The sequence below is a fragment of the Paenibacillus sp. A3M_27_13 genome, from assembly GCF_024213315.1.
Classification (GTDB): Bacteria; Bacillota; Bacilli; order Paenibacillales; family Paenibacillaceae; genus Paenibacillus; species Paenibacillus polymyxa_B.
The window spans coordinates 47,079-73,353 of record NZ_JANAVE010000011.1 but is presented as its reverse complement, the minus strand read 5'-3'; the positions used below and the strand labels follow the sequence as shown (position 1 = coordinate 73,353).

Annotated in this window: 23 protein-coding genes; 5 read left to right on the top strand and 18 right to left on the bottom strand. The window is 43.5% G+C overall.

The features are described 5' to 3' along the window. Positions 1-24 precede the first annotated feature (24 nt). The 4 genes from NLX82_RS24915 to NLX82_RS24900 form a co-directional block, all read right to left on the bottom strand. Positions 25-435, bottom strand: coding sequence for a MarR family winged helix-turn-helix transcriptional regulator (locus NLX82_RS24915; protein WP_028541283.1), 411 nt, complete (start codon positions 433-435; stop codon positions 25-27). A 562-nt stretch (positions 436-997) separates the two neighbouring features. Continuing rightward, the gene (locus tag NLX82_RS24910) at positions 998-1,225 is read right to left on the bottom strand and encodes a hypothetical protein (RefSeq protein ID WP_226887813.1); all 228 of its coding nucleotides are present in this window, start codon (positions 1,223-1,225) and stop codon (positions 998-1,000) included. 8 nt (positions 1,226-1,233) lie between these two features. Beyond that, positions 1,234-2,457: a Ger(x)C family spore germination protein gene (locus NLX82_RS24905; protein WP_028541284.1), complete on the bottom strand. Its 1,224-nt coding sequence runs from the start codon at positions 2,455-2,457 to the stop codon at positions 1,234-1,236. Continuing rightward, a complete protein-coding gene (locus tag NLX82_RS24900; protein WP_028541285.1) occupies positions 2,438-3,967 on the bottom strand; it encodes a spore germination protein in 1,530 nt (509 codons plus the stop codon). Before NLX82_RS24900 ends, NLX82_RS24905 begins: the two co-directional genes overlap by 20 nt. Before the next feature lie 178 nt (positions 3,968-4,145). Here NLX82_RS24900 and NLX82_RS24895 point away from each other — a divergent pair, with 178 nt between their 5' ends. Then, positions 4,146-5,258 carry a GerAB/ArcD/ProY family transporter gene (locus NLX82_RS24895; RefSeq protein WP_023988609.1) on the top strand — a complete coding sequence of 371 codons (1,113 nt, stop codon included), beginning with the start codon at positions 4,146-4,148 and terminating at the stop codon, positions 5,256-5,258. A gap of 163 nt (positions 5,259-5,421) precedes the next feature. On the opposite strand, the gene NLX82_RS24890 is transcribed toward NLX82_RS24895, so the two are convergent. From NLX82_RS24890 to NLX82_RS24875, 4 genes are all read right to left on the bottom strand, one after another. Next, on the bottom strand, positions 5,422-6,447 hold the full coding sequence (locus NLX82_RS24890; protein ID WP_028541286.1) for an NADH:flavin oxidoreductase: 1,026 nt from the start codon (positions 6,445-6,447) through the stop codon (positions 5,422-5,424). 123 nt (positions 6,448-6,570) lie between these two features. Further along, positions 6,571-7,593 carry an NADH:flavin oxidoreductase/NADH oxidase gene (locus NLX82_RS24885; RefSeq protein ID WP_023988607.1) on the bottom strand — a complete coding sequence of 341 codons (1,023 nt, stop codon included), beginning with the start codon at positions 7,591-7,593 and terminating at the stop codon, positions 6,571-6,573. A gap of 153 nt (positions 7,594-7,746) precedes the next feature. Next, positions 7,747-7,923, bottom strand: a complete 177-nt coding sequence (locus NLX82_RS24880) for a hypothetical protein (RefSeq protein ID WP_176716866.1) — start codon at positions 7,921-7,923, stop codon at positions 7,747-7,749. A 336-nt stretch (positions 7,924-8,259) separates the two neighbouring features. Next, positions 8,260-9,141: a LysR family transcriptional regulator gene (locus NLX82_RS24875; RefSeq protein ID WP_372238721.1), complete on the bottom strand. Its 882-nt coding sequence runs from the start codon at positions 9,139-9,141 to the stop codon at positions 8,260-8,262. A 102-nt stretch (positions 9,142-9,243) separates the two neighbouring features. On the opposite strand from NLX82_RS24875, the gene dapA reads away from it, so the two are divergent. Continuing rightward, positions 9,244-10,125, top strand: coding sequence for a 4-hydroxy-tetrahydrodipicolinate synthase (gene dapA, locus NLX82_RS24870; RefSeq protein WP_028541287.1), 882 nt, complete (start codon positions 9,244-9,246; stop codon positions 10,123-10,125). A 322-nt stretch (positions 10,126-10,447) separates the two neighbouring features. On the opposite strand, the gene NLX82_RS24865 is transcribed toward dapA, so the two are convergent. The 5 genes from NLX82_RS24865 to NLX82_RS24845 all read right to left on the bottom strand — a co-directional run bounded on the left by NLX82_RS24865 (position 10,448) and on the right by NLX82_RS24845 (position 14,540). Continuing rightward, positions 10,448-10,552: a DUF6254 family protein gene (locus tag NLX82_RS24865; protein ID WP_254349212.1), complete on the bottom strand. Its 105-nt coding sequence runs from the start codon at positions 10,550-10,552 to the stop codon at positions 10,448-10,450. Between the two features lie 539 nt (positions 10,553-11,091). Further along, a complete protein-coding gene (locus NLX82_RS24860) occupies positions 11,092-12,144 on the bottom strand; it encodes a glycosyl hydrolase (RefSeq protein WP_028541288.1) in 1,053 nt (350 codons plus the stop codon). Positions 12,145-12,739: 595 nt separating this feature from the next. Continuing rightward, positions 12,740-13,162: a cyclase family protein gene (locus NLX82_RS24855; RefSeq protein ID WP_250637742.1), complete on the bottom strand. Its 423-nt coding sequence runs from the start codon at positions 13,160-13,162 to the stop codon at positions 12,740-12,742. Continuing rightward, complete coding sequence (locus NLX82_RS24850) at positions 13,125-13,373, bottom strand: cyclase family protein (RefSeq protein WP_023988601.1); 249 nt, start codon at positions 13,371-13,373, stop codon at positions 13,125-13,127. The genes NLX82_RS24855 and NLX82_RS24850 overlap by 38 nt, the downstream gene beginning before the upstream one ends. 252 nt (positions 13,374-13,625) lie before the next feature. Next, positions 13,626-14,540 (bottom strand): arginase family protein, encoded by a 915-nt coding sequence (locus NLX82_RS24845; RefSeq protein WP_023988600.1) that lies wholly within the window; start codon positions 14,538-14,540, stop codon positions 13,626-13,628. A gap of 106 nt (positions 14,541-14,646) precedes the next feature. On the opposite strand from NLX82_RS24845, the gene NLX82_RS24840 reads away from it, so the two are divergent. Further along, entirely contained in the window at positions 14,647-14,988 is a 342-nt protein-coding gene (locus NLX82_RS24840; RefSeq protein ID WP_013310350.1) for a winged helix-turn-helix transcriptional regulator, read from the top strand. 364 nt (positions 14,989-15,352) lie between these two features. On the opposite strand, the gene NLX82_RS24835 is transcribed toward NLX82_RS24840, so the two are convergent. The 3 genes from NLX82_RS24835 to NLX82_RS24825 form a co-directional block, all read right to left on the bottom strand. Then, positions 15,353-17,113 (bottom strand): glycoside hydrolase family 2 protein, encoded by a 1,761-nt coding sequence (locus tag NLX82_RS24835; protein WP_028541289.1) that lies wholly within the window; start codon positions 17,111-17,113, stop codon positions 15,353-15,355. 280 nt (positions 17,114-17,393) lie between these two features. Beyond that, positions 17,394-18,323, bottom strand: coding sequence for an ArsR/SmtB family transcription factor (locus NLX82_RS24830; RefSeq protein WP_023988598.1), 930 nt, complete (start codon positions 18,321-18,323; stop codon positions 17,394-17,396). 263 nt (positions 18,324-18,586) lie between these two features. Then, positions 18,587-20,647 (bottom strand): beta-galactosidase, encoded by a 2,061-nt coding sequence (locus NLX82_RS24825; RefSeq protein WP_028541290.1) that lies wholly within the window; start codon positions 20,645-20,647, stop codon positions 18,587-18,589. 149 nt (positions 20,648-20,796) lie between these two features. On the opposite strand from NLX82_RS24825, the gene NLX82_RS24820 reads away from it, so the two are divergent. Further along, positions 20,797-21,636: an AraC family transcriptional regulator gene (locus tag NLX82_RS24820; protein ID WP_081376899.1), complete on the top strand. Its 840-nt coding sequence runs from the start codon at positions 20,797-20,799 to the stop codon at positions 21,634-21,636. A 170-nt stretch (positions 21,637-21,806) separates the two neighbouring features. Here the strand turns inward: NLX82_RS24820 and NLX82_RS24815 are convergent, their stop codons facing one another. Beyond that, positions 21,807-22,694, bottom strand: coding sequence for a LysR family transcriptional regulator (locus NLX82_RS24815; RefSeq protein WP_075154203.1), 888 nt, complete (start codon positions 22,692-22,694; stop codon positions 21,807-21,809). A 111-nt stretch (positions 22,695-22,805) separates the two neighbouring features. Between NLX82_RS24815 and NLX82_RS24810 the strand changes: the two genes are divergently transcribed. Then, entirely contained in the window at positions 22,806-24,191 is a 1,386-nt protein-coding gene (locus tag NLX82_RS24810) for an MFS transporter (RefSeq protein ID WP_075154202.1), read from the top strand. Positions 24,192-25,127: 936 nt separating this feature from the next. Here NLX82_RS24810 and NLX82_RS24800 read toward each other — a convergent pair. Then, positions 25,128-25,895 (bottom strand): S-layer homology domain-containing protein, encoded by a 768-nt coding sequence (locus tag NLX82_RS24800; protein ID WP_069080504.1) that lies wholly within the window; start codon positions 25,893-25,895, stop codon positions 25,128-25,130. Between the last annotated feature and the right edge of the window lie 380 nt (positions 25,896-26,275).

Sequence of the window (26,275 nt, the reverse complement as noted above, 5' to 3'; positions counted from 1 at the left end):
GTGCATCCTGCTCTGCATAGAAATTCAGCTTCTAGAGACAATAAGCTTAATGAGTCGGATCAGTTCTTTGGCATCTTCTTCGTCTAACTTTCGAAGAACATTCTCGGTCCATGCGATTCCTTCATTATGCCTATCAATCATAAATTGCTTACCTGAATCCGTAATGAATACAATTACCTTACGTTTGTCGCTGACATCAGTACGCCGTACAACTAGTCCTTTCTTCTCCAGGCTCTTCAGTGCCGTTGCTACCCGTCCCGTACTGACGGACAAGTATTCGCTCAAGTGGCCAGAGGTAACCCCGTCCTTATTGAAATTCAGACAAATGAGAATCCCCATTTCGCCACGTGAAAAGTGCCCTCGTTCCTCTAATGCCGGTTTCCGCGATTTGACGATATACTCGAATAGTTCTGTCGCTAATGCTTTATAATCCAATGGTCACAACACCTTCTCGCTAATACCTTATAGTATGAGATAATTAATCTTATAGTATAAGATAATAATAATGTCGGGTTATAAAGTCAATTAGAGAAAATATGGAATACAAAAAATCCTCCGTAACCAGCTTGTATTTTTACCAATTTTTCTACACAAAAGTCCAATGGAAATGACAAAAGAAAACTTGAGGAGCAGTTTGCAGCAGATATGGAGAAATCTCATGAATCTTGAAAAAGACCGCATCAGTACGGCTCAAATAATATTACTTGGGCTTTTCTCACTTATCGGGGATATGTAAGAGACTGCTTCTAAAAGTAAAGCAGCAGCTCACTAGGACTTGAAAAATAAAGTCTTAGACTGCTGCTGCTTTTACCAACATTCACTTCTACTATTAAAATCAAAGATACTACTACTATTTTTAAAAGCATTTCCTGATAGCAGCATTTCGCTGTTCAAGCAACCATCTCCCGCCACTCAACTGTGACCCATGATATCAACAAGATCAAACTATTAGGAACGGAGCGCTTTCCGAGGTACAAAAGGTGAATTTCCTTACAACCTAATAAAACCAGGATGTAAACAGATTGTTAACCGGTTTATAGATCATCATGACCAGAAGCAATGGGCTCGGCACATTGATTTTGTACAAGGAGCAGACCACTACACCAATGCCCGTGATCCAAAACAAGCCCCAGACCAGAAGGTCACGGCGCCTGCTTCCTCGTGTCAGCAAAGGCACATCGATGACCGCACAAACCGCTGCTGTTGCCAGAAAAAGCAGTAACACTATTGCGCTCACTCCTTGATATCTTCAATAAAAGATTTGTCTGTAATACCAATTCGGTTAATCGACACGCTGGCTTTGTAATGGATAGGTAGCGATTTTAGGTAATTGTCCCCTTTTTTCTGTTGTAGCCTAGCCCAAGCTTGGGGGTTGGCACGGTAGATCAACTGTCCAAAGCCCATAATATCCACATTATAGCGCTCATTAATTTGCTTAACTGCAGTTTTCATCCGCAAGATAATTCGTTCTTCCGATTTCCTTTCCAGCCCTGTAATCACGCGCTCTGCTTCCAGATTATCTTTGCTCATTACCTCTTCAACATTACACAAGGCCTTTACATGGATGTAAATATGTGGTTCACCGTCAATAATCTTGACTTTACGTTTGGTGTCTGTATGAAGTGCTTCAATGACGATGGGCCGTCCGTCGTCTCCTATTACAGAACCTGAGCTTTTGACAACGTTATTGGTGATATAATTGTAGCCAATCGTCTCGTTATCGCTTAACCACCCGATCATCTTATCCTTCCGAAATACGGCTATATTACTGTACTGTAATTTGGCTGTGGGCGAGCTATCTTCCACATTGCTCTTCTTTTCGCCCTCACTAACACTGCCGGACATCTTCACTCCGGTTAGCACCGGATTCTTCCCCTCGTACAACAAATCTTCAATAAATTGGTTCAAAGAAACAGCGACTGTTTTGCCCGATGTCTTATAAGATTTGTCCAGGGAATTATATAATTTACTTGCCGGCAATCTCTCTAGCGGGGTAAGGACCTTCAGAACATCTTCGGCAGTGGTGTCTTTGGCGACCATGGCATAGTAATCATTACGCGGCTCTCGGCTCCGCTTCATCATATCAAGTGCCTCGCTAATTCCTGCCCGGGCAAGCTCCTCTCCAATCACCAGTATACGGATATGTCCATAGTAGCCGGCTCTCGCACTTTCCAGACTGTACTTGCGCTGGGCTTCATAAATCGTTGGGACCGTAAAGGTAGATACAATCACTGGCACCCCGGCACCTCCCGTCCCTCCCGCCGCCTGCGAGGCAATTGCTGAAGGAATAACCACCTGCAGTGTAACCTTATAGCCAGATTCAGCCTTATCTAGCCCCATTCCCAGCACAAAGGCCATTTCATTTAACTCCTGTCTTTCCCAGCACCCGCTGAGCAGCATAGGGACCAAAAGGGTAAGCAGCAGTCGCGAAACAGTTTTACGGTTTTTTGGGCTCATCTGCCGACTCCTTTTGCTTGGTTGTGCTTTGACGGTCAAGATTTTGAATCATACTTTCTGCCGGCCTTGTCTTTAAACGCGGCCAGGTAAAGCGGAAGATGGAATCCTTCAGATCATTTGAACGGTATGGACCGATCGGACTCATATAGGGCATGCCAAAAGAACGCAGACTCGCCAAATGCAGCACGATTAAAAAGATACCGAATAGTATTCCGTATAGTCCAATAAAGCCAGCTAGTCCGATAAGAACAAAGCGAATGATTCTTGCAGCGATCGACATGCCCGTCTCTGGTATCACAAAACTGGATATGGCCGTAATGGATACAATGATAACCATTGCTGATGAGATAAAGCCCGCGGCAACCGCCGCCTGTCCTATTACAAGTGTTCCAACAATGGATATCGCCTGCCCTATATTTTTTGGAATCCTCACTCCCGCCTCCCGCAAAATCTCATACGTTAATTCCATGAGTACTGCCTCCACAAATGCAGGAAAAGGAACACTTTCTCTCTGTGCGGCAAGGCTGATAACCAGATTGGTAGGGATCATCTCCTGATGATAAGTCGTAACCGCCACATAAAATGAAGGCGCAAGCAACGTAATGAAAAAGGAAAGAAAACGGATGAACCGTAGCAAGGTGGCAATATCGGCCCGCTGATAATAATCTTCGGCAGATTGAAAAAAAGCGACAAAAAAGGTAGGCACCAACAGGACAAAGGGGGTTCCATCCACAAGAATCGCCACTTTGCCTTCCAGGATTCCCGCTGCGATAGTATCCGGCCGGTCGCTGTTATAGATCGTGGGGAACGGCGTAGCAGCCGTATCTTGAATAAACTCCTCAATATATCCGCTCTCCAGGATACTGTCCGTATCTATTTTGGCCAATCTGCGCTTCACCTCCTGCACCAGGTCAGGATTAGCGATGTTGGCGAGATACATAATGGATACACTGGTTTGAGTCACCTTACCAATTTGGAAGGTTTCTAGCCATAGCTGGCTATCTTTAATTTTCCTTCGAATCAGCGCCGTGTTTGTCCGCATATTTTCCGTGAACCCTTCCATCGGCCCACGTACAACTGATTGTGAGCTTGGTTCGCCTACATTGCGGTCCTCCCATCCAGGCAGTCCGATCCGTAGGGCGCTGGATGTTCCGTCAACCAGCACCATGATATTACCGGATAACAGCTCATGAACAAATTGCCCAAGGTCATGCGTGACGGATAGATCCCCCGCAATCAGCATACGTTTTCGCAAAAGCTCAATCTTCTGATTAGCATCAAGATCTCTCATTTGGTCAGGGGTACAACGTTCCTGAAGCGAAAATAATATGGAATTATGCAGAACCTGTGTATCCACAAGACCATCAATATAAAGCAAAGCGATATGCGTAGACTCATCCAATTCCAGCTTTTTAGTGATCAAATCGGTGCTTGTCCCGAGCAGTTGAACCAACTGCACCAAATTGTCCTCCAAGCGGTGTGATAATGTGCCAGTAATTGTATCCTTCATGTCACAACCTCCGCATTCCGTGAGCAAACTACAAATAGTATGACAGAAGAACTTGATAATTATCCCCTTAACATTCCTTTTCGACTATCAATTAATAATTATGTTATAAAATCACATACTAAAGGAAATGACAAAAGAAAACTTGAGGGGCAGTTTGCAGCAGATTTGGAGGAATCTCATGAATCTTGAAAAAGACCGGATCAGTACGGCTCAAATGATGTTACTTGGACTTTTCTCGCTAATCGGGGAAATGGCACTTGTGTATCCTGCAGCAATGGCAACCGGAGCCCACGAGGATGCGTGGATTGCCGCCTTGATTAGTATTCCGCTAGGACTTGCATGCGTAAAGCTGATGATATCTACATCAAATATTGATCCAACTAAAACGATTATTGAGCTTTCATTACAAGTATTAGGAAAATGGGTGGGTGGAGCTGTAGCGTTGAGTTATTTATTCTTTTTCCTGATTGCAGCCTCCACCTATATCAGAGAAATCGAAGATTTCATGTGCACACAGATTTACGAAGGGACACCCGGCGGGGTCATTCGCTTCATGGCGATTTTTCTGTTGGTGTATGGCTTGCGGCTGGGTCTTGAAACGCTGGGCAGAGCAGCCCAGATTTTTTTTCCTTTCTTTGCGTTTTTTCTGATTTGCCTAATCGTTCTCCTGTTCCCCGATGTCAAGATGGAGCGTATCCATCCTATTTTGAATACATCGTTTCCTGACATGCTGCACACCATTATGTTCGGTGTATTTTATCCCTTTGGAGAAATGTGCGTGTTCTTCATGGTGTATCCCTATGTCCAAAAACAAAGCAATACGAGCCGCAATATATTCATTTCTTTGTTGATCGGAGCTGTTGGACTCAACCTCATTTTGTTTCTCTCCCTAACAGTACTCGGGGCATATTTCTCAGAACACGAATTTTACGCTGCCTATATTCTTGCCCAGAGAATCAACATTGCTAATTTTTTGCAGCGGATTGAGGCTTTAATGGCCACCACGTGGATCATTAGCACCTATTTCAAAACAGCGCTTTTCTTTTACGCATTTGTTTTGGGGACAGCTCAGCTACTAAAGCTAAAATCCTATCGGCCATTGATCTTTCCAGTGGCATTTCTGATTTACGGACTGTCGCATCTGATTGCAAAAAATATTATTTTCTACGTCAAGGAGATCCCCGCCTACTGGGTAGATTGGGATTTCACCCATGCCATCGCTTTCCCGTTAATCCTGCTCGTTGTTTATCATATCAGGAAACGTATCAGTCACAACAACCAGCTAACGTAACTTTCGGGGCATATTCGGCAATCTTACGCACTTCTCCCTCCACAATTGCAAACCTTCTTCCATCTTCCATGCTCTCCGTGATCGCAGAGTTCATTCAATTAGACCTTTTGTAGAGTACCTTGATAGAGTACTTTACAGAAGGTCTAAAGGACGTACTTTTTTCTTAATCGACCAATTCAAAGTCCTTTATCGTGGCATTCGGTCTTAAAATCTTTTCCTGGTCAAATATAGCTAGCAGTTCATCATTTTTAACTTTGACAGGCCAATTATGATTAGCAAGAGCTCCTTTGCCCAAAGTAATAATATCGGCTGTACAATTTTCGACCATCTGACTTGCTTTAGATGGATCTTCCAGGTGTCCATTAGCCATCACTGTAATGTTTCCATACTTCTTGGCAAGCTCAGCAAGAGATTGTCTACTACTGTCTGGAAAGGCTGGTTGCCAAGCCTCATATTCCGTGACATGGATATAATCAAGCCCCGACTGTCCTAACTGTTGGAAAATCACTTTTGCCTCTTCTTCTTTACCAGCCCACTTATGCTCATAATCATTTACTTTCCCTTGGGAGATTCGAATCCCAACTATAAAGTTTTCTCCTACGGCTTGCCGAACTGCACTCGATACCTCAACCAATAAACGAACACGATTACTGAGGGAACCTCCGTATTCATCCGTTCCCTGGTTTGTATAGTCCGTAAGAAACTCATCCAGTAAATAACCATTTGCACCGTGAATTTCTACGCCGTCAAATCCAGCTGATTTGGCACGAACAGCAGCATTCACAAATCCCTGAATTACGTTTTCAATATCTTTCTTCGTTGCTTCCACAGGCATCGAAAAAGCTCCTTCACCGCCATAAAACGCAAGTTGCTCTCCTTGTGGTTGCACTGCTGATGGAGCCAATATATTTGATTCGAATCGGTTACCTTGAGATAAAGCACCCGCGTGTTCTAACTGAACAATAATTGCTCCGCCAGCCTTATGAACAGCTTCCACCACCTTTTCCCACGATTTAGCCTGTTCGTCAGTGGCCATCCCGGGCTGGTTGAAGTAACACTGACTAAACAGCTCATCTGTATAGGTTCCCTCAACAATAATCAAACCAAATCCGCCATGTGCAAATGAAGCATAGTATTGTGCCATTTGATCCGTTGCAAAGCCTTCTGGAGAAGCACTCGTGCGTGTCATAGGTGCAACACCTAATCGATTTTTCAGCACTATTTTTTAGTTCTACAAAATTAAATCGTCCAATCTTCCGTCCCGAATTTTGCTGACCCAAGCAGGATCAACCAATAATGCATACAGTCGGTCTTAGAACCCTGTAGTATACTGTGTAGGGAATGCAGTTTCTTTTTTCAATTTTGATGCGGCTTCCAGTGACCAATAAGGATTTCTCAACATCCCTCTACCCACAGCAACCAGATCGGCCTCTTCATTTCCGATAACTGCATTCGCCAAAATTGGATCTTCTAGTCTTCCAACGGCCATCACCGGAATATCCAGAGCTTCTTTGATTTCTTTTGCCAAGGGGACTTGATACGCTGCGTGAGTTCCTGGTCTGCCCCATGCAGCTATAGGTCCCTCACCGCCAGATGAAATATCAAACATATCTACTCCTGCCTTTTGATATTCCTTGGCAAAAGCAATGCTTTCCTTAATACCATATCCACCTTCTACGTATTCTTTGGCAGAAATACGCATCAAGAGCGGCATATCTTCCGGCATCTCACCCTTCGCTGCCTGAATGATCTCCCGACCAAAAAGGGTAAGATCTTTACCGTATCTATCTTCCCGTTTGTTCGTAAGCGGCGAATGAAATTGATGAATCAAATAGCCATGTGCACCATGAATTTCAATGGTGTCGAATCCAGCCTTGACAGCGCGAGCTACAGCAGCACGAAATTTCTCAACTAGTCCTTTAACCTCTTCTGTTGTAAGCGCGCGAGGTTGTTTTGAATTTTCATCAAATGCAATGGCAGATGGCGCTACAGGAACTTCAGCATCTTCCGCCTTGCGTCCGGCATGCGCGATCTGGATTCCCACTTTGGCACCGTAGCTGTGACAAGCATCTACAATCCGTTTGAGAGCAGGAATCTGCTCATCTGACCATAAACCAAGATCAAAATCGGAGATACGACCATCCGGCTCTACATCTGTCATTTCAATCATGATAAAACCAGCTCCGCCTACCGCTCGGCTAACGTAGTGTATATAATGCCAATCTGTGGCGATCCCATCCTTTTTGTCAACCGAATATTGGCACATTGGAGGCATAACTACGCGATTTTTCAATTCCAAACCTTTAATTGTATAGGGACTAAATAAATCTTTCATGTGAGAAAGACTCCTCTCTGAGTTATATTATGAATACATCAATCAAATGCATGCACAAGCATATATATTAACATGTTTGTTTCATTTGTCAACTTTAGGTATGATTTCAAAACTTCAAAGTAAAATACGCCATTTACTCGTTGGTCCTCATCTTCAGATTTTTTGCAATGCATCAACAACTGAATCGTCACCAGTAATCAGATCAAAAGCTCGCTTGTATGTGTTCTTCACATCTAAAGCTGCCACAATGGCACGGGCTACATCCTTACGAGGGATACTGCCATAGGTGATATTCTCCGCAGCAGCCTGCGCAATTAAATGTATCTGCACGGCCCAAATGGTCTATGGTGAAATTCACCAATGACTGAACTTCTGCATTGACATCTTGTTCTAATTAAATATTAAGTAACCGAATGGTTTAGCACATTACCAAATTAAAAAAACATGCGCATGCATTTAATTTAGTGAAAAAATTACTTGCTGTCAAGTTTTGAATGCAAATATGGATTGCTTATTTTTCAAAAAAATACGTGGATGATTTGAATAAACTTTGCTTTCTCTTTTCATTCTAAGTTCTCATCCTCTTCGGCACGTTAAACTGTGAGCGCTTCTGGTATCCACTAGGAAGCGCTCGTACTGTATATTAATTTTGATGTGGAGGTAAATCTACATTCTCATGCTCTCCATAAAAAAGCTCAATGCATTGGACACCCACTTCTTGGGATGAAGAACAAGCTGAATTTCCAGCTTGAGCTCGGCATGCTCAAAGGGTAACACCTTTAGCTCTTCCCGTTCAATCTCCTCCAGCGCAGCCATTAGAGGTAGAATGGATATACCCTCTCCAGTTTTGATGCTCCGTTTGATCGCTTCCGGATTACCCAGCTCCAGACTCACGCGATAGGTGATTCCATTTGCTCGAAGCACTCTCTCCAGCAGTTGTCTGTAGTTGCACGTATGCTCGGGCATAATCCACTCCGCATCTACCAGATCATCCAGGCCGATTCTCTCTTTAGCGATAAGCGGATGGTTCGGATGGACAATCAGTACAAGCGGTTCTTCTCGAATCGTAATCCACTGCAAGGCCGGATTGCTTGAATCGTCCGCGAGGATCAGCCCGACATCGGCCTCCCCTTCCCTGACCTGGTGCAAAATCATCTCTTCGCGATCCGTATGCAATCGTATGTTCAGATCAGGGTATTCTTTGCGAGTCGCCTGCATATACGGCGGCAGAAAATACGAAGCGATGGAATCCATAGTACCGATCGTCATGGAGCCCCCGCCCTGCTTAGCCAATTTTTCTTTCGATTGCTCAAAAAGCTCCAGCATTTGTCCGGCAAGCTTGAATAGCTCTTCCCCGGCTGAGGTAAGACGAATCTTGTTGTTGCTGTATCGCTCGAACAATTTGACTTGATACGTTTTCTCCAGCTTTTGAATCTGGGTCGTGACGCTGGATTGTGCGTAACCGAGCACTTCTGCTGCTCTTGTAAAGCTTTCACGAATGGCAACTTCCCGAAATGTTTGAAGATAAATGAAATCCAATCTGGCCACCCCATCGGAAATTTTGATTAGAATCATCGTTTATTATAGATAACTCTGATGCTGTCTCCTATGTTACATTAGATTTAATTCAACGGGAAGGGATAACTGATGATGATGAACGAACAACATATTCGTGGGATTTTCATACCGCTGATTACACCTTTTACACGTGACTATAAGTTGGACATCGATTCGTACCGGAAGTATGTTACCTATCTTGCAGGCCATGACATCCAGGGTCTGGTCGTTAACGGTACGACAGGAGAGTCGCCAACCGTATCCTGGGATGAAGTGAAGCAAATGGTACAGGTGACGCAGGATGTTCTGAAGAGCATGAACAAAACCATTCCGATCGTCATTGGCACGGGAACGAACGATACTTATTCAACGGTGCATCGGACGGAAATGGCGGCTGAATTAGGAGCGGATGCAGCCATGGTGGTCACTCCGTATTACAACCGGCCGACGCAGGAAGGAATCTTGGAGCATTTCCGTGTCGTATCTCGTGTAGGCCTGCCTGTGCTTGTATATGAGATTCCTGTTCGCACGGGCAGTCGCATGACAATAGATACAATACGCAAAGTGCTGGACCTGGATGGCGTAATTGGGCTCAAGGACAGCACGGGCGGTCTTGATCTGCTTTTAAAATTGACCCAGTACGAGACCAAGCCTGTCCTCTGCGGAGAGGATGCCTATTTCCATGCCATGCTATGCCAGGGAGCTGCCGGTGGTATGCTTGCATCCGCTCATCTCAATATCCAGGAGTATGTGGATATATACCAACGTTTTGTGGCTGGCGACATGAACGGGTCGCGAGACAGTTTCATGCTACTGGAACCGGTGATCCAGCATGTATTTGCAGAGCCAGCCCCGGCCGCGATCAAGTGGTGGCTTACCCAGAAAGAGATTATTGCCGCCGAGCAATTGCGTCTGCCACTTATGCCACTGTCGGATCAGGTGAAGCAGGGTCTCCTGAATTCAATCGTATCCTGATAAATCAGCTTATCTCAGACTACCCAATCATAACGTAGAAGAAGCATCTCCTGGACAGGAGATGCTTCAATTTTTAGCCGGAACTGACAACCTTCAGAAAAACGAATTTAAGAAGATACTCTCTATGGTAGAACGCTGTATCGGTGTTTTCATCCTAATGAGGTCCGCAATCTGAAAAGCTTACAAGCAATAGCTAGATGGTTGTTAGTAAATCCAGTTGCAGCATTAAGGGAATTCTTTATGTAAGCGAAATTATTGCAAAAAGAAGGCTGCCGGTGAATTTCACCGACAGTCCTTCTTCCAAGCAGTATACTCCTCACTCCTATTCGCTGGACAGCTCCTTGAGCGATTTGACTTTACCATGGGGATGCTGTTCTTGCTTTCGTGACTTCCAGACTGCTTCTTTCCTTTTCTTCTGGTGAGCCATAACAGATATCCTCCTTTGGAAATTGTGATGTATACTACTTTCTTAAGTTGTCATTTCTCAGCTCTGTTCATTCATAAAACTAAATTCGTTGGATTTTTGTAATAATTCAGGGGTTCCAAACCGTTTCAAAGGAATAGCTGGGAGCATGGCTTCATGTATTCTGGGTTTGCTGGAGATTGCATTAATTGAGCAGACGGCGCTACTCAAGCGCTGCACTGGGAACAATTTTTAAAAAACAGCCGATTTCTCCTTAACATACTAGAAATCGGCCTTTGCCTTCCGAAAAGAGGATTTAGTACATATAATACAACACAAATAATTAGAAATATCGGTGATGCGCCCGAAAGATTGGAAGGTGTGTAAGAAGGCTACTTATCGGCTGAACCGCTAGTTTCCGAGAAATAGTTATGTAAGTGATATAAAAAATATTATCATGTTCATACATTAGCTGTTATTGTAACTCCCTAAAGGACATGTTTTTTAAGAGACTATGAAGAACTTGTATTCTTCATAGTCCTGTTTAATGAACTAATGATCAATTATTCAGCAAATGATGCAAGTGAACTGCCTTCCCACATTTCCCCCTTATTCAGTGTCCAACCATCATTATAAAGATTGTAGGCACCTTTATTAGCTGCGGGGCTCCATCCCTCATCCCAAGCTAAGAAATAAATGGTTTTCGGATATTTTTCTTTGATGGCATTGATAAATAAAGAATAATCCATACTACCATTGGTTGCCTGCGGACCGACTTCTGTGAAAGCAAAAGGCTTATCAAGAGCTGTTAACTCGTCATATCCTTGAATCGAATAAGGATCTGAGAAATAAGCGTCTAATCCAACAATATCAACATATGAAGATCCAGGGTAAAAGTCTGTCTTAAAGTTTCGGTTGGCGTCTGGTGCGTATACCCATATCAGGTTGTCCAATCCTCTTGTATCGGTCATATAATGATAGACTTTTTTATAAAGCTGTTGATATAAAGTGATACGTTCGCTATCCTCTTGGTTATAGTCGGTGAGTCCCCACCAGAACCATTCTCCATTCATTTCGTGAAGAGGTCTGAAAAGAACAGGAACACCTTCATCTTCTAACTGCTGAAGGCCATCGGCAATTTTGCTTAACATAGCGTCTAATCGCTGGCCCTCTTCAGTTGATGAGTCTAGGATTCTTTCATACTGACTGTTTGAGATTGGGGTTTTATAATTTCCAGAGTTAAACGCAGGGTTAGCCAGATGCATACTGATCTGAGGTATACCTCCGTTCTTCCAATGAGAGATTGAATCGGTGTTACAACTATAATCGATCGAATCGGCAATATTAGAAGTCTCCATCCATCCTCTTGAATAATCACAGCCATACACGGCAGGGGACTGTCCTGTTGCATTTTCAATTCGATTAGCTTCGGTCATAGAAAATGACGCATTTGTGTACCCGCCGAATGCTCCTGACACTACGCGATTTTCCGATGACAGATTAGCGAGCCAGTTCATCACTTCCTTGGTTGTGGCTTGTCCATTAGGATTCACCGTATGTGCAGATGCTGTCTGTGAGAAAGTCGAAGCGATTAACAGAATCCCCAATATTCTTATGTACCACCTCTTCTCTAAAGGAACGACTGGTCGATTTTTACCATCGTATTCATTTAATTGATTTCACTGTGATATTTCTCCCTATGACACTTCTGATTGCAAGCTACATTATTTTTCATTCTAGCGAGTTGATACCAACTCCTTATAAAAATTTGATTTTTACGAATAAAAGCACCTCAATTATATCGACCTCAAATGAATAGATTAAAATAGTTCTAAAAGAGTAAAAATAGTTCTTATAACAACTATCATTCAACTTCACAAAGAATGTTAGAGATAAGAATATGCTTAAAGTAATATTTTCCTTTTCATTCTTATGAAAATATTCTTTTCAAATTATTGTTATTATGTGCTATATAGAAGACTTTATGCCCGCACATTTGACACGCCATGTTATAAAAATCAAAAGAAATAAATAGCGGCTAACCAACGTCTATCAAAATAAGTTGATTACATCTGAAGGCTTAGCGTAGATTTTCGCTAAAACAAAAAAGCCGCCAAAATGGCGACTTCTTATGCGTATATGTTGTTGTCTCTCCTTGCAGTGCTGAAGTCTGCACCTGTGTTCCACCAACTTATTGTTCCTCGTTAGCTTTTATTCTTCAACTTCAACAATGATGTTAACCATAGATGCATCGTGATTTTTAATGCGAAGTGGTGCTGTGAAAGCAGATAATATCTTTTTACCAATTAATGGTGCAGGATTTATGTCTTCGTAAATGAGCATTGTCGGCTCTTCATATTTTTCATGGTCTAAGAAGGCATGGTGAACAAAATAGCCGTTTCTTTTGGCTTCTTCCAGATTTTCAATGCTCATGGTATCAATGGCCACAGCTTTGCAGTTCGGCAAATTTTTACGGATGAATTCCGCTGCTTTGGGAGAGACGGCTGGGAAATTATTAGCGTATTTCTCAAAATCCGTATCTCGGTGTTTCCAATAGCTTGTATTAAAGATGAGAATATCCGCTTCATGCAGCTCTTCATATTCCTGAAGCATTTCGATAGATGAATTCTTCAATCGGAACAGCATCTATTCCCTTACCGTTATTTAAATGATGCCACGGTGCATCGACATGGGTGCCGACATGAAGATACATACTTAACACACTTCCATTCCAGGCATCCCCTTTGTCCAAACGCTCTCTAGGCTCTAACTTCACTTCTGGCAATCCTGGATAAACAGGCATTCCTTCATATATTGGGTAACCGATTTCAACGTATTTTGACATACTAAGACGCTCCTGTAATTTTAGTTTTAAGAATCCATTATTATAGGGATATTCGCCTAATGTGTAGCTTCCGAAAAGTATAAGCGGAGTACAAACAGACAAACTGATAAAAAGACCATACCCCTACAGGTCAACTCCCTCATTTTAATTTATATTTTATATTCAATCGCCCTATCTTTCCTGAAATCGTACGACCACTTCTCCTTGATTGTCCTTTTAAGAAAGATAATATAAAAATAATAAACGATTATCCTAAGATATTAAAATAGGTATCTCTCCAAGCAGATTCTTTAAGTTAATAGAATCCCACGGCATATGCTCCGTTATACCTAATCCAACTACATCTGTTTCTTCAGATAGTTCTTTAATCAGATTAAGTAGCTGAGGCATTTGCATTGTTCCCGCAGGAGAAAAATTATAAGGTGCTTCAGGGTTGGCGAATAATAAAGAACGAAATGCTTTTGGGTCAAGCACATCTAAATCAAGGTGAATAGCTAGGTGCTTAATGCCACTTTCTTTAATCCACTCTCTTATAGATTCAGTACTATTCGTTAACTCTTTGGTTCCTGCAGTTTTAATTCCTAGTCTTTGAATCATTTCTGTGTCTGATTCTACAGGAGCTATATCTAGTCTTTGAAACGCTTCTGAAATGACTTCTGATTCTTGTTCTGTAGGAGCCGCTAATCCCGCGATAAAGACATTTTCAGGTTTTAGTGGGATTTTCACATGTTTTGCGAACTCCTCATCTCCTTCTCCCAAAAGATTTCCGAGCGGTAATGTATGTCCGTTATCATAGCCTACATATCTAACTAAATCACTGTGAGCATCGATCCAAATTAAACCTAATTTCCCACCGTATCGTTCGTTCAAATAGGCAAATGGAGCTTGTTCCACTAAGCAGTCACCGCCAAACATTACAATGCGATCTGGCTTATGAGCATCAATGATATGCTGAGCAGCCTCTAACTGTTCAAGTAGCTGTTTTCTCCCATTCATACCGTTTTCGTTTTCAAGCGGAGTACCCTTATAAGCTTGAACTGGAACATGAATAAGAGGTTGTTCATTATCCGGAGCTAGCCAAGCAAGCAGTTCGGCTCCAAAAGAGTAATTAGGATTGTTTCCCCCTTGCCATTGTGGCATTAACAGGCGTATTGTTTTTTTAGTCATGTTTTTCTCTCCTTTACTTCAAAAGTAAGGTTAGTATAAACTGAACACAAATAAAAACGTAGTACGCACTATTTTGATAGGTACTACCCGAAAGGATAGTGTAAACATGAGTATGGCTGAATTTAAAGGTAAAGTTAAAAATATTCAAGATACACCTTTTGGTTATACAGTTTCATTGATTGGTGGTAAATGGAAAATGGTTATTATTTATCTCCTAGCCGAAAACCGAACAGTTCGCTTTAATGATCTGAAAAGACAAATAGGGGCTATTACTTATAAAACATTGAGTTCACAACTAAAAGAATTGGAAGCGGATGGTCTGGTGAATCGAAAAGAATATCCTCAAGTCCCCCCTAAAGTCGAGTACAGTCTCACAGATAAAGCAGAAACGCTATTACCTGTTTTGGAAGGATTGTGTGAGTGGGGAACAAAAAACCAAAATAATTAAATCCAGTGTTCTACTAAAAATCCTGTATGCGAAAAGTTGTCCTGTTTTCCAACACTGCTATCCCAAGTTAAACTCTATGGTTAACAGCAGTGACACTTTGTTTATTTAGCTCTAAATACTGAAGATGCCGTATTCATATACTTCCCCTTATTCTCCAACCGAAGAGGAAAGGCGGCCTTCCATAATGGCTCTGATTTGTTCGGTCGGCATCTTCAGGTGTCTATCGTGCGTCAGCAGAACGTTGATTCCCTGTTCCACGTCCGTCAGCTGTGTGTAACAAAAACCTTGTACGACAGGTGAATGCAGCAATGACTGGACATCAGCATGCAGCCGTTCTAGAAATTCTATTATCTTAATTATCGCTTCAAGCCAGATTTATCTCCCGAATCACTTCAAGCGGAACCTTCGGTTTTCGGTCTTCCGTCAACAATCCGTTGACTTCCTGCTGTACATCGGTTACCTGTGTATAGCAATAGCCCGAGAGATAGGGGGTCGCTTTAATTGCTCCGGTGACTGCACGGAAACGTTCGATAAAAGCTTCGACTGAATTCACCTGGTTTCCGTATCCCCAGCCCATGTCCGTCTGGAAGGCAATGCCGCCGAATTCGCTTATGATAATTGGTTGTCCCCGGTAGGCATATCCTTCTGCAAAGGCATATTTCCAATTGTTAAAGGAGATGCTGTTGTTTACAATGCTTTCCTTGTCCTGATATCGTTCCAAAAACTCTTCGCCCGTCTCCACATAATCATGAAGGGTTAAAATATCCGAGACTGTATGCTCCCATCCGTCATTGGTAATCACCGGACGATACGGATCAATCGTCTTCGTCAGATGATAGATGGTTTGCGTGAACTGCTGCTGCCTTACATCATGTCCAATGGTCGATATGCCCCACGATTCATTGAACGGGACCCAAGTTATGATGCTCGGATGATTGTACTGCTGCGGCACGATTTCCAGCCATTCCTTCGTAAAACGGCTAACCGCCTGATCATTGAACTCAAAGGTCGCCGCCATTTCCGACCAGACGAGCATGCCTTTCACATCACACCAATATAAAAAGCGAGGGTCTTCCAACTTCATATGTTTACGAACCCCGTTATATCCCATCGCGGCTATTTTATCGATATCTTCGATAAGAGCTTCTTCAGACGGCGGAGTCAGATGTGTTTCCGGCCAGTAGCCCTGATCCAGAATCAGCCGCTGGTAAAGAGGACCATTATTCAATAGAACCTGTCCGTTTTCAATCGATATTTTCCGCATGCCAAAATAAGAATACACCCTGTCGCACTCTTTCTCATCCTCATACAGAATAAACTCTACATCGAACAAGTTTGGCGATTCCGGTGACCACAAACACTGCTTCCATGGACCACCGGCTTCATGAAATACATGGACCTCTACCGTTATCCAGGGCCTGTCGGCAGATAGGCTGACCTTTTTCACATGCTGTCCTTTCAGCGTAATCCGTGTCTCTAGGCGTAAATTATCTTTACCCTTGATACCCATGAGCTGAAAGTCAAAGCGGATCATATGACGGTCGATATCCGGTGTTATCTTGACCTCATTGATTCTTATCTCATTCACATATTCAATCCACACACTTTTCCAGATTCCGGTGCTCTGTACATAAAAGCATTCAAAGTTTTGATCCACCCAACGCTGCTTTCCCCGGGGCTGCGTGCAGCTCTGACTATCCTCCACTTTAAGCACGATGCTATTCTCCGAGTCGTAAGTGATATAGGGTGTGATGTCGAAAGAAAACGCAGCATAACCTCCTTCATGCTCACCAGCCATAAATCCGTTCACCCAGCATTTCGCTTTATAATCTACACCCTGAAAATGTAGAATTGTCCTTTTCGCTATTGCCTCCTGCGGGACCTTCACGCTCCTGCAGTACCAGACCACCGGATGGAAGGTCTCGACTCTGATCCCGCTTGCCTTGGTTTCATAAGTAAAAGGTACGAGGATTTTGGCTCCCTTCGGAAAATGATGATACCATTGCTCGCTTTCACCCACTTTGCCGTCGTCGAAGGCGAAATCCCACACCCCATTCAAATCCAGCCACTCTTTACGTACAAATTGCGGCCTTGGATAATTTTTGATATAAGCGTTTGTAGTCATACAGTTTCCACCTATCCTTTGATATATAATTAGTCACCTTAGCCTGATGACTTTACAGTGCATTGCTATCATCTGTAGGTCCGATCGTCATCCTTTACCTCCGCTTCGAAATACAAACAATAAAATCGATTTGTTACACTATTATTGTATCTTTAGGGGATTATATAGTGATGCATTTTTAATGTCAACGCTTTCAAGTTAATTTTATGTAACTAATAAACTGAATAAGGCTTTAGCTACAGAGCACCTGCAACTAAAGCCTATCCATTTCACCAATATCTCAATCCATGACATAATTCACAGTCATTTTGATATTCTGATCATAATCTCCAAATTGCTTTCCGAACAGGTTGAGCCCACCTTGATGCACCGCATCTGGCTTAATTCCGATCCGCAAACGCAATTTGTGGCTGTTTTGCAGGTTGAGCTGATCCAGTGTAACCGAGGAAACCTTCTCCATATCCAGCGCAGTCTTCTCTTTATCTACTCGCCAGGTCTTGAGCAACCCATACTGGGTAGACCACTCATACCACCAGGCAGGATTCAGCTTGCCGCGCCTGTCTCCAAAATCACCGGGACACGTCCACATGCCAATCTCCACGCCATTAACCCACAAGGAAATATCAGAAGGCCAATTGTTGTCATAGTTTGGTGCTTCAGAACACATTTCCATCGATAGCTCAAGCGATTCTATTCGCGCTCCTGCCGGTATTTCGAGCGGCATTAAATACTCGACATAGCCCTTGCGGAACCATATCATCTGGGCTCCGATATGCTTCGGGTGGAAAAAACTCGCCGGTTCGTCCTCGCGTATGATCATCCCGTCTGCATTGGCCATACCGCACGTCGGTGAAACCTCACAATCGCTATAATGACCGATCGGCATGTCCACTTCGTAGATCTGTACATCCCCTTTGGGTACTGCTTTTTCAAGATTTAGCGCAATATGAATGTCATCATAATTGCGGCTGCACATCTTCATCGCGCCGCGAGAGGCAGGCAGCAGCTCTGTATTAATCAGTCTAGCAGCCTCCAGAACCTTGATATTGTTGGCTACCGTAGACACCGGAAGTTGAAGAGCTTCCGCTATTTCTACAATATTAAGGTTTTTAGAAATCAAGAGGCGGAGAATATCAACTCGGGAACGGGTGGATAAAGCATGCGTAACCGTTACCAGCTTGTCCGGATCATCAAAACTAAGCTCAAGCATTGCATCACCCATCTCAATTTACTGTGATTATATTACAATAAGTTTACTTGTATGCTTTGAAACAGTCAATAATATTGTATTAAATTATTAATTTTGTATTAAATACCGATCATGTCCGATTTCTCTGGTTCAAGAACCCATAGGAAAGACAGCGATTTTTGAGCGGAACCCTGTATACAAATGCAACACGTTATTCCTTTGCTTTATGCAATAAAAAGCCGCTGATCTTCGGATTAAGATCAGCGGCTGATGCTCTCTTCATTTTAAACTTTCTTTAATACCCATACTCCATACGGTTCCAATGGTACGGTACCAGTAAGCCTCCTACCGGAAAGGAGTTCCTCCGTCTCAACACTCAGTTTAACCTGAGCCGTTTCTCCGCTGTAATTCAGTAGAAATACCAGCTCTTCTTGTACATCCGCACGAATAGCGACTTCTACCGTCGAAGGAGCTTTGCACCACCCCGCAAGCGGAGATGTCACCGGCAGCTGTCTTAGGAGCTCAGCCGCTAATGCTAGGTCAAAAGCTGCACCCCAATAGTAGACCAGTCCCTTGCCGACACGGTTGAGGGTCAAGGCCGGTTTCCCTTCATAGTAGCTTGATGCGTACTCTGCGAGTACTTCTACCGTATCAGCATGAACATTCAATATATCGTTGAAGCCTGGAGCCCAAAAATCAAGAGCTTGATCCTTAAATCGCACCGATACAGGTGATGCCGTCCCATTTATCATCGTAAAGTCCTCTACGTGGACGCCGCTCATTGCGGCTGCAGGGCCTGGGAGTGGCTGCATGCGGCAGTGACCGAACTCGTTCTTATAACCGGTGCGGCAGCCGAAGATCAGGATGCCCCCATCCTCTACATATTTCTGTAACATAGCTGCCGTACTGTCTCGTAGGATCGCCGGATGCGTGTATACCAGCACCTTGTAATTGGCCAGTTCCCGCAGCTGTTCTGATTCCATACCCGGACGGATTGTAACCATATCCGAAGGTATATGTCCATACTGCAGTGCCTTGTACCAGCCGAGCTCACTTTGCTTTGTCAAGGGACCATACCATTTATCCAACTCGCCATCCCACTCGTTATCATAGTCACGAAGTAGAGCAACCTCTGCCACGTAACGTTTGCCAAGAATCCGCCCTCCAACCTTTTGCAGCTCCTTTCCGACGCGGCCTGCTTCTGCGACCCGACGATTCGGCTGATTGTGATAATCATTAATTCCATGCCAGTACATTTCCGTACCAAACGTTGCCGTTCTCCAGCGGAAATACAAAATCATGTCTGCCCCGTGAGCAATGCTTTGGTAGGTCCACAATCGCATCTGCCCCGGGCGCGGAGATGGCATCTCCATCCTGTTCACCCATCCTCCTGGACCGGATTGCTGCTCCATCACGCAGAAATTTGGTGACATCCCTCTGACGTTACTTAAAGTAAGCCCCCACTTGCGATCCAGCAATGGCTTCTCCCCTTGGTCCGGATAAATGGTACTGAATTGAGGGTAAGAATCGTACGAGAAAAAATCAAGCAGTTGATCCGTCATTTTATGGCTATCCAAATGCCCGAATACACCGTTGGTTGTCACCCACTGATTAGGCGCCACTGACCGAATTATGTCCACTTGTAGCTTGGCAAACGAAATGGTGTTATCGGATATAAATCGCTTCTCGTCCAAAGCCTGATGAGGATTCGTTGACCCGGATACGGTCGGACGAGTTAGATGGACCTGATTCCAGCTGTCGTAAGTTTGATTCCAAAATACAGCCCCCCAGGCCTTGTTGAGTTGCTCCAACGTACCGTATTTTGCCTCTAGCCAGCGCCGGAAAGCCTGATGATCTGCCTCGGCATAGAAGACGTTTATCTCGCAGTTCAGCTCATTATCAATTTGCCACCCAATGATGGCCGGATGATCTTTGTAATGTTGTGCCATCTCTCTTGTAATACGTGCGCAAAGCTCCAAATAAACGGGACTGCTGTAGTTATAATGCCGACGCTGACCGTGTTGGAACGTGACCCCTTCCATGGATACGTTCAGCACCTCGGGATACTTATAAGTAAGCCATGCCGGTGGCGTAGCTGTTGGTGTGCCCATGATCACTTGAATCCCGTTCGCGTCTGCCTGCTCCAAGAAACGGTCAAACAGCGTGAATTCGAACTTTCCTTCCTCCGGCTCGAAGATCGACCAAGCAAATTCTCCAATCCGAATGATGCTGAAGCCCAGTTCCTTCATTCTTATGAGATCGTCCGACCACAACGATTCGTCCCAGTGTTCAGGATAATAACAAGCTCCTAAATGAAAGCGATCTAAAGATAAGGATTTCGGCATGCTCCAATTCTCCTTCAGTAGAAGTGATAGTACAAAAATGTGATTCTCTGATAATCGTATCTATTGTAATATAAGAATAAAAGGATTAGAATAACTCGATTTTGCTAATTGAATTACTTTTTTGCTAACTTACTCAAGGAGATGGATACATGATTAAAATAGATTGTTATCTTCCTTCACCCATTCTAAAAGGTATACTGTTTCCCGAATCGTTAGGGCATTACAAGAACTTCCCCACTCATGGGGAGCGAAGGAATGCAGGATTACTGAAAGATTACAATTTACATATCATTTTTGCAGGCAAAGGCGCTATTGTGCATGATGGGAAGGAAATCGAGCTTACCCCTGGCATGGGCTTTCTTTTCGGCAAGCATACGACGCAGCAATATCGAACTAAACCCGAGGATCCCTGGGATGTCCGATGGATTCATTTTGACGGGCAGGATGTAGATTCGCTATTACAAGGTCGAAGCATGCACGAACCGTATCTGTTCTCGCTCCACCGGCCAGAACGTTTAAAACCGCTGATGGAAGAAATGTTGCAACTTGCCCAAACTTACCGTCACGACTATGATGTACAGATCTCTTCCCTGCTTTATGAAGTCCTTCTGGAGATCGTCCATCATTCCCACCAAATTTTCGGCACCTCTCCCGGCGGCACCGTCCATGAGAGGATTCGTCATACGGCGGAATATATTCGTATGCATTGTCGAAACATGCTCGATTTGAAGACAATGGCTGCAACGTCAGGTTATAGCTCCTTTCATTTTAGCCGACTCTTCCATCAGATCATGGGTAGTACTCCAGCTCAATATTTGCTCCAATGCCGAATAACGCTGGCCAAACATTTGCTTGTATCTACGGCACTCACTGTAAAGCAGATTGCACTGGAAACCGGCTTTCATCAAAGCAGCTATTTTATCAAGAGATTTCGGGAGCATACAGGCATCACGCCGGAGCAGTTCCGCCAGCTGAGAAGGATGGGTTAGTACAATCCAAAAACTCCTTCAATAGCTGGGCGTGTGTGTATGGCAGCGTACAAATCGAAATTACAAATTATGCAGTTGAATAAAAGAATAAGCGGCCGCTTAGGACGTTTGGTTAACATGTCCTACGCTACCGCTTTTGTTAATGTTTTTTATTTCGCTTATATTTGGGATTAATTTGTCTGTTTGGATATCGCTCCGAAATATTCTACAACTACCTCACGGAATTCCAGAGCAGCCCGCGAAATATACCGACTCCTGTGCCATAATAAAGCGATCTCCCGTACCAATTCGTGATTTTCTACTTGGAGATATTTAAGATGTTCCCGTGAATTTCTTGCCGTGCTTGGTATGAAGGCTATGCCAATTTCAGCTTCCACAAGCGTACTAAGCCTTGCAGGTTCATCCCCCTCATACACATACTTAGGTATAAAACCTTCCGATTTGCATATAGAGTCCACTAAATCGCGAGTACCGTAGCCTCTCTTTACACCGACAAACCATTCATCCCTTAGATCTGTCAACGTTACACTGCTTCGATCTGCCAGCCGATGTCCCTTTGGAACAGCTACAAGGATTGGGTCGATAAACACGATTTGGCATTCGATGTCATCTCCCTCTATTGGAGGTGAGGACAAGCAAAAATCGACCTCGCCTCTATGAAGAAGCGTTACCATTTCCTGCGTAGTCAGCATTTGCACATGAAATTGAATATAGGGTCGCTTTTTCCGAAACTCTCGAAGGATATTGGGTAATGTGCTAGCGGTGGTCACCGCCAATTCGAGAGTGCCATGTTCCGGGCTGGATAAATCACTAAGCTCCTGCTTCCCCTGCTCCAATTCAAATAAAGCCCTCTCTGCACGGTGAAGGAATCTGCTTCCGAACTCATTCAATCGCAGTTTCCTCCCTGTTCGATCGAATAGAGGAACCCCCAGATCTTCCTCCAGGCGCTGAATCGTTTTGCTCAGCGACGATTGAGTAACATGCAGACTTCGTGCAGCTTCGGTCACATGTTCCAAACGAGCTACCGTCAGAAAATATTGCAGTTGAAGAAGTTCCATTATGATCCCCCATTCATTCCCCCAAGTCAATGAGATTATAACATCAAATGCGTTGGAATAAATAATCGGTTTCAAGTACGATGACATTAATTCGCTATGGGGGGACCAGAAATGAGCGTTCGCAGCTGGTGGTTAATGATTTCAGTTGGTCTAGGGATACTATTGAACCCATTAAATTCTTCGATGGTTTCTGTTGCTATTCCAAGTCTGCAAAAAGTGTTCCAACTTGACTTTACAGGTGTTTCCTGGATTATTTTTTCTTTCTACATTGCAAGTAGCATCGCTCAACCTGTCATGGGAAAAGCCAGCGATTTATTCGGTCGTAGAAAGATATTTCTTACCGGGCTTGTTGTAGCCTTCATTGCATCATTATTGGCTCCATTATCACCAAATTTCGGGTGGCTCATCGTGTTCCGCATTGTGCAATCCATCGGAACAAGCATGATGGTTGGGGTTGGAATGGCTATTGTTCGAATTCATATTACAGAAAAACAAGCAACTGCGTTGTCTGTTTTGTCCATATTCCTATCTGGAGCAGCAGCAATTGGCCCCTTTATTGGCGGAGTCTTGATTCATTGGTGGAATTGGCCTGCTATCTTTTTCATCAATATTCCGTTTGTGGTGGCCAGCTTTGTATTGGCTTGGAGGAATATTCCTAAGGATGAACTGCCAACATCCTTAGCACGCAACATGTCCTTTCGTAAATGGTTTGAATTGATTGATGCATCAGGGATTCTGCTCTTCACAGTGGCTTTGGTTACCCTACTCGTTGGATTACTCTCAGCAAAATCATTTGGACATATCTCATTAGGAAATGTCATTGTCGGGCTGATAGGTCTCGTTGCGCTGGGGATATTCGTACGACATGAGTTAAAAGCGACATCACCCTTTATCCCTTTACGCACATTCGCCAAGTACCCTGCAATGACTTGGGTGAATGTTGAATTCATGCTCGTTAATGTACTATATTACTCGCTCTTTTTCGGGCTTCCGTCCTACTTGCAAATGGTACGTCATGTCAGCGAGTTCCAAACAGGCATTCTCATGCTAAGCTTAGGCTTGTGCTCGCTAATTACTTCTCCAATTGCAGGACAATGGATCGATAAATCAGGACCCAGACCGGCATTGCTGGTGTCCGCAATTCTGATGACATTGGGGTCAGTTTGGCTCGTGACATTGAATCCAACTTCACCGGTTATCAGCGTGTGTTTGGCTTTAGCTGCATTCGGAATTAGCAACGGTTTGAACAATGTAGGTATGCAAGCAGCCCTGTTCCAAAGTTCTCCAAAAGAAATAATCGGTGTAGCATCCGGATTATTTAACACATCCAGATATCTGGGAACCATTATCTCTTCATTATTGATAGCTATCGTAATGGGAGGTACGTTTAGCTTCAAGGGATTTCAAATGCTTGGGATCATCCTTACGGTAATTGCATTGTCTTTGGTATTCATGAGTCGGCGGCACCGGAAGTCAGCGCAATTGCATGAGTCGTAGGTTCACTAAGTTCATATCTCAAACCAGCGCGCGGCACCAATCATCATGCATCAAATGTCATTTATTTGGCGTAAAGATGGTGTTTCCCCTAAACGAACGGTTTTTAAAGCGGGTTGCATGAACCTTTACACACTATTCTAATTAATTCTGATGTTTCTCTCTGTGAAGCAAACTATTAGCTATTTTTTTAATAATGGAAGCTTTTTTTGTGCGATTGAAAATTGGACAATCAAACAGGAAAACTTCCTCAACACATATTTAATGATATTTTATTCGTCGTTTACATTAGTTAATCACAGTACATTACTATAATCTTTTGACTTCTTGGATACGAATCAGTCGTTTTCTGGTATTCTATCGGGCAATATAACGTTTGATTTAATGTTTTTGGCTTAAAGATGGGTACAACAAAAAAACAACAAAATCTCTTGCTTAAAACAAAAAAAGCCGCCAATTCGGCGACTTTTTATACATAGTTGTTGTCCTTCGACAGTAATCGACGGTTAGGCGTCGGCATAGATACGTAACTAAATAAGTAGAAAACTCCAAAGCGGTTTATCTCCTTATGCAGGCAGTCTCCTTGATGGCTACAATACGCAAGCGGCTAGTGTCGATCCTCTACTGACCTCCTTGCTTAACCTTTGCCTAGATGGCGCGGTAGATCGACTCTTTGTCAGCAGATGTGACGTCTAGGAAGAAATAATAGGCGAACTTGTCCAGCCAGTTCCGCACCCCTAAAAAAACCGCTGATCTGAAGAAATCAAATCAGCGGTTTGAAATCTCAATTTTCCCACAAATTCATCAACATACTTTTGGATTTGTTTATTTTCTGAATTCGGCTTATCAAAACCTAACAGCACTACCTTTTGAGGTGTAAATGAAGCCATTTGTTGGATCTTTTTTTGCTTTTGTCGGATCATCATTGATTTATAAAAATTACTTCGTTGTGGCTTCGTACAAACGCTGTAAAAGGGTAACAGCTTCAGCCCGTGTGACTTGCGCTTTGGGGCGAAGGTATCCTTCATTAGCGGTAAGGACCCCCATCTTGGTTAGGGTGTAGAATGCTTCTGCCTTTTGATCCTGGGAATCGCCATCATAGGAGTACTCTTCTCCAGTCTTGTCGATGTACAGCACCGGATAGTAGGCCGAGAAATTGTCATTGTAATTGGCCTGACGAACTTTCATATCCTTGTACTGCGCAGCTGCGGAAATCACTTCCTCAATCTCAGGATGAAGCGTCTGATTGGTATAATCTGTCCGAAGAGAGGCAATCATCATCACATCCCAGCGGGTCAATGGTTTGTCAGGCTTGACATAGAAAAGATAGTTTGGATATTTCCCCCCAACACTTTCAGCATACGGCCAAACATAGTCCCCGTTGAATATTGCTGCAAAATCTTTATTCGCCCAGTGTTTACGCGCATCCACAAAGTCGGAAGATTCGCCGGAAGAATGATCGATTTCTGGAAAAAGCTTGTGAAACATATGTACAAATTCCGCTTTCGTTATAGTTTTGCTTGGCTTGAAGGTCCCATCTGCATAGCCCTTGACAACGCCCTTGTCGACCATGGAACGAATCGATTCGGCAGCCCATTCATATTTTGTTCCTTCCACATCTGAAAACGTGTTTGCCGCGAATGCAGATTGACCGAAAAACAGTGTCGTCGCAACCAACGGGGTGATAAGCCATTTCTTTTTCAACATCTCTTTCCACTTCCTTTAGGTAAAATTTATGTATAAAACAGTTCTCTAGACTCAATTTTATATCGGCATTTCAAAAGAAAATGATGATATTAGAGAGAAAAAAAGTACTGTTAAACAGTATTTTGGAATATCGACAATCAGTGTTTGAAAAATGCCATGGATACAAGTTCTAAAGCTTCTTCATATTCGGGTAGCCCGTCGGGAATTGAGAAAGCTTGTGGAGGCCTTCATGGGCCGATTTCTCCTGTATTACTCTTCCGACCTAAGCCTGTAAGTTCGACCCTGGCATCGATTAACCACTTCATGTAATCTGCCCACTAGTTAAAAAAACAGCCGAGCGCTCGGCTGTTTTTGGTAGAGTTGAACTATCGTTCTCAGTT

Excerpts from the sequence above, each read along its gene's own strand:
- NLX82_RS24905 (WP_028541284.1), bottom strand. The coding sequence starts at position 2,457 with ATGAGCCCAAAAAACCGTAAAACTGTTTCGCGACTGCTGCTTACCCTT.
- NLX82_RS24900 (WP_028541285.1), bottom strand. The coding sequence starts at position 3,967 with ATGAAGGATACAATTACTGGCACATTATCACACCGCTTGGAGGACAAT.
- NLX82_RS24895 (WP_023988609.1), top strand. The coding sequence starts at position 4,146 with ATGAATCTTGAAAAAGACCGGATCAGTACGGCTCAAATGATGTTACTT.
- NLX82_RS24890 (WP_028541286.1), bottom strand. The coding sequence starts at position 6,447 with ATGACACGCACGAGTGCTTCTCCAGAAGGCTTTGCAACGGATCAAATG.
- NLX82_RS24885 (WP_023988607.1), bottom strand. The coding sequence starts at position 7,593 with ATGAAAGATTTATTTAGTCCCTATACAATTAAAGGTTTGGAATTGAAA.
- dapA (WP_028541287.1), top strand. The coding sequence starts at position 9,244 with ATGATGAACGAACAACATATTCGTGGGATTTTCATACCGCTGATTACA.
- NLX82_RS24865 (WP_254349212.1), bottom strand. The coding sequence starts at position 10,552 with ATGGCTCACCAGAAGAAAAGGAAAGAAGCAGTCTGGAAGTCACGAAAG.
- NLX82_RS24850 (WP_023988601.1), bottom strand. The coding sequence starts at position 13,373 with ATGTCAAAATACGTTGAAATCGGTTACCCAATATATGAAGGAATGCCT.
- NLX82_RS24845 (WP_023988600.1), bottom strand. The coding sequence starts at position 14,540 with ATGACTAAAAAAACAATACGCCTGTTAATGCCACAATGGCAAGGGGGA.
- NLX82_RS24840 (WP_013310350.1), top strand. The coding sequence starts at position 14,647 with ATGAGTATGGCTGAATTTAAAGGTAAAGTTAAAAATATTCAAGATACA.
- NLX82_RS24835 (WP_028541289.1), bottom strand. The coding sequence starts at position 17,113 with ATGACTACAAACGCTTATATCAAAAATTATCCAAGGCCGCAATTTGTA.
- NLX82_RS24830 (WP_023988598.1), bottom strand. The coding sequence starts at position 18,323 with ATGCTTGAGCTTAGTTTTGATGATCCGGACAAGCTGGTAACGGTTACG.
- NLX82_RS24825 (WP_028541290.1), bottom strand. The coding sequence starts at position 20,647 with ATGCCGAAATCCTTATCTTTAGATCGCTTTCATTTAGGAGCTTGTTAT.
- NLX82_RS24820 (WP_081376899.1), top strand. The coding sequence starts at position 20,797 with ATGATTAAAATAGATTGTTATCTTCCTTCACCCATTCTAAAAGGTATA.
- NLX82_RS24815 (WP_075154203.1), bottom strand. The coding sequence starts at position 22,694 with ATGGAACTTCTTCAACTGCAATATTTTCTGACGGTAGCTCGTTTGGAA.
- NLX82_RS24810 (WP_075154202.1), top strand. The coding sequence starts at position 22,806 with ATGAGCGTTCGCAGCTGGTGGTTAATGATTTCAGTTGGTCTAGGGATA.
- NLX82_RS24800 (WP_069080504.1), bottom strand. The coding sequence starts at position 25,895 with ATGTTGAAAAAGAAATGGCTTATCACCCCGTTGGTTGCGACGACACTG.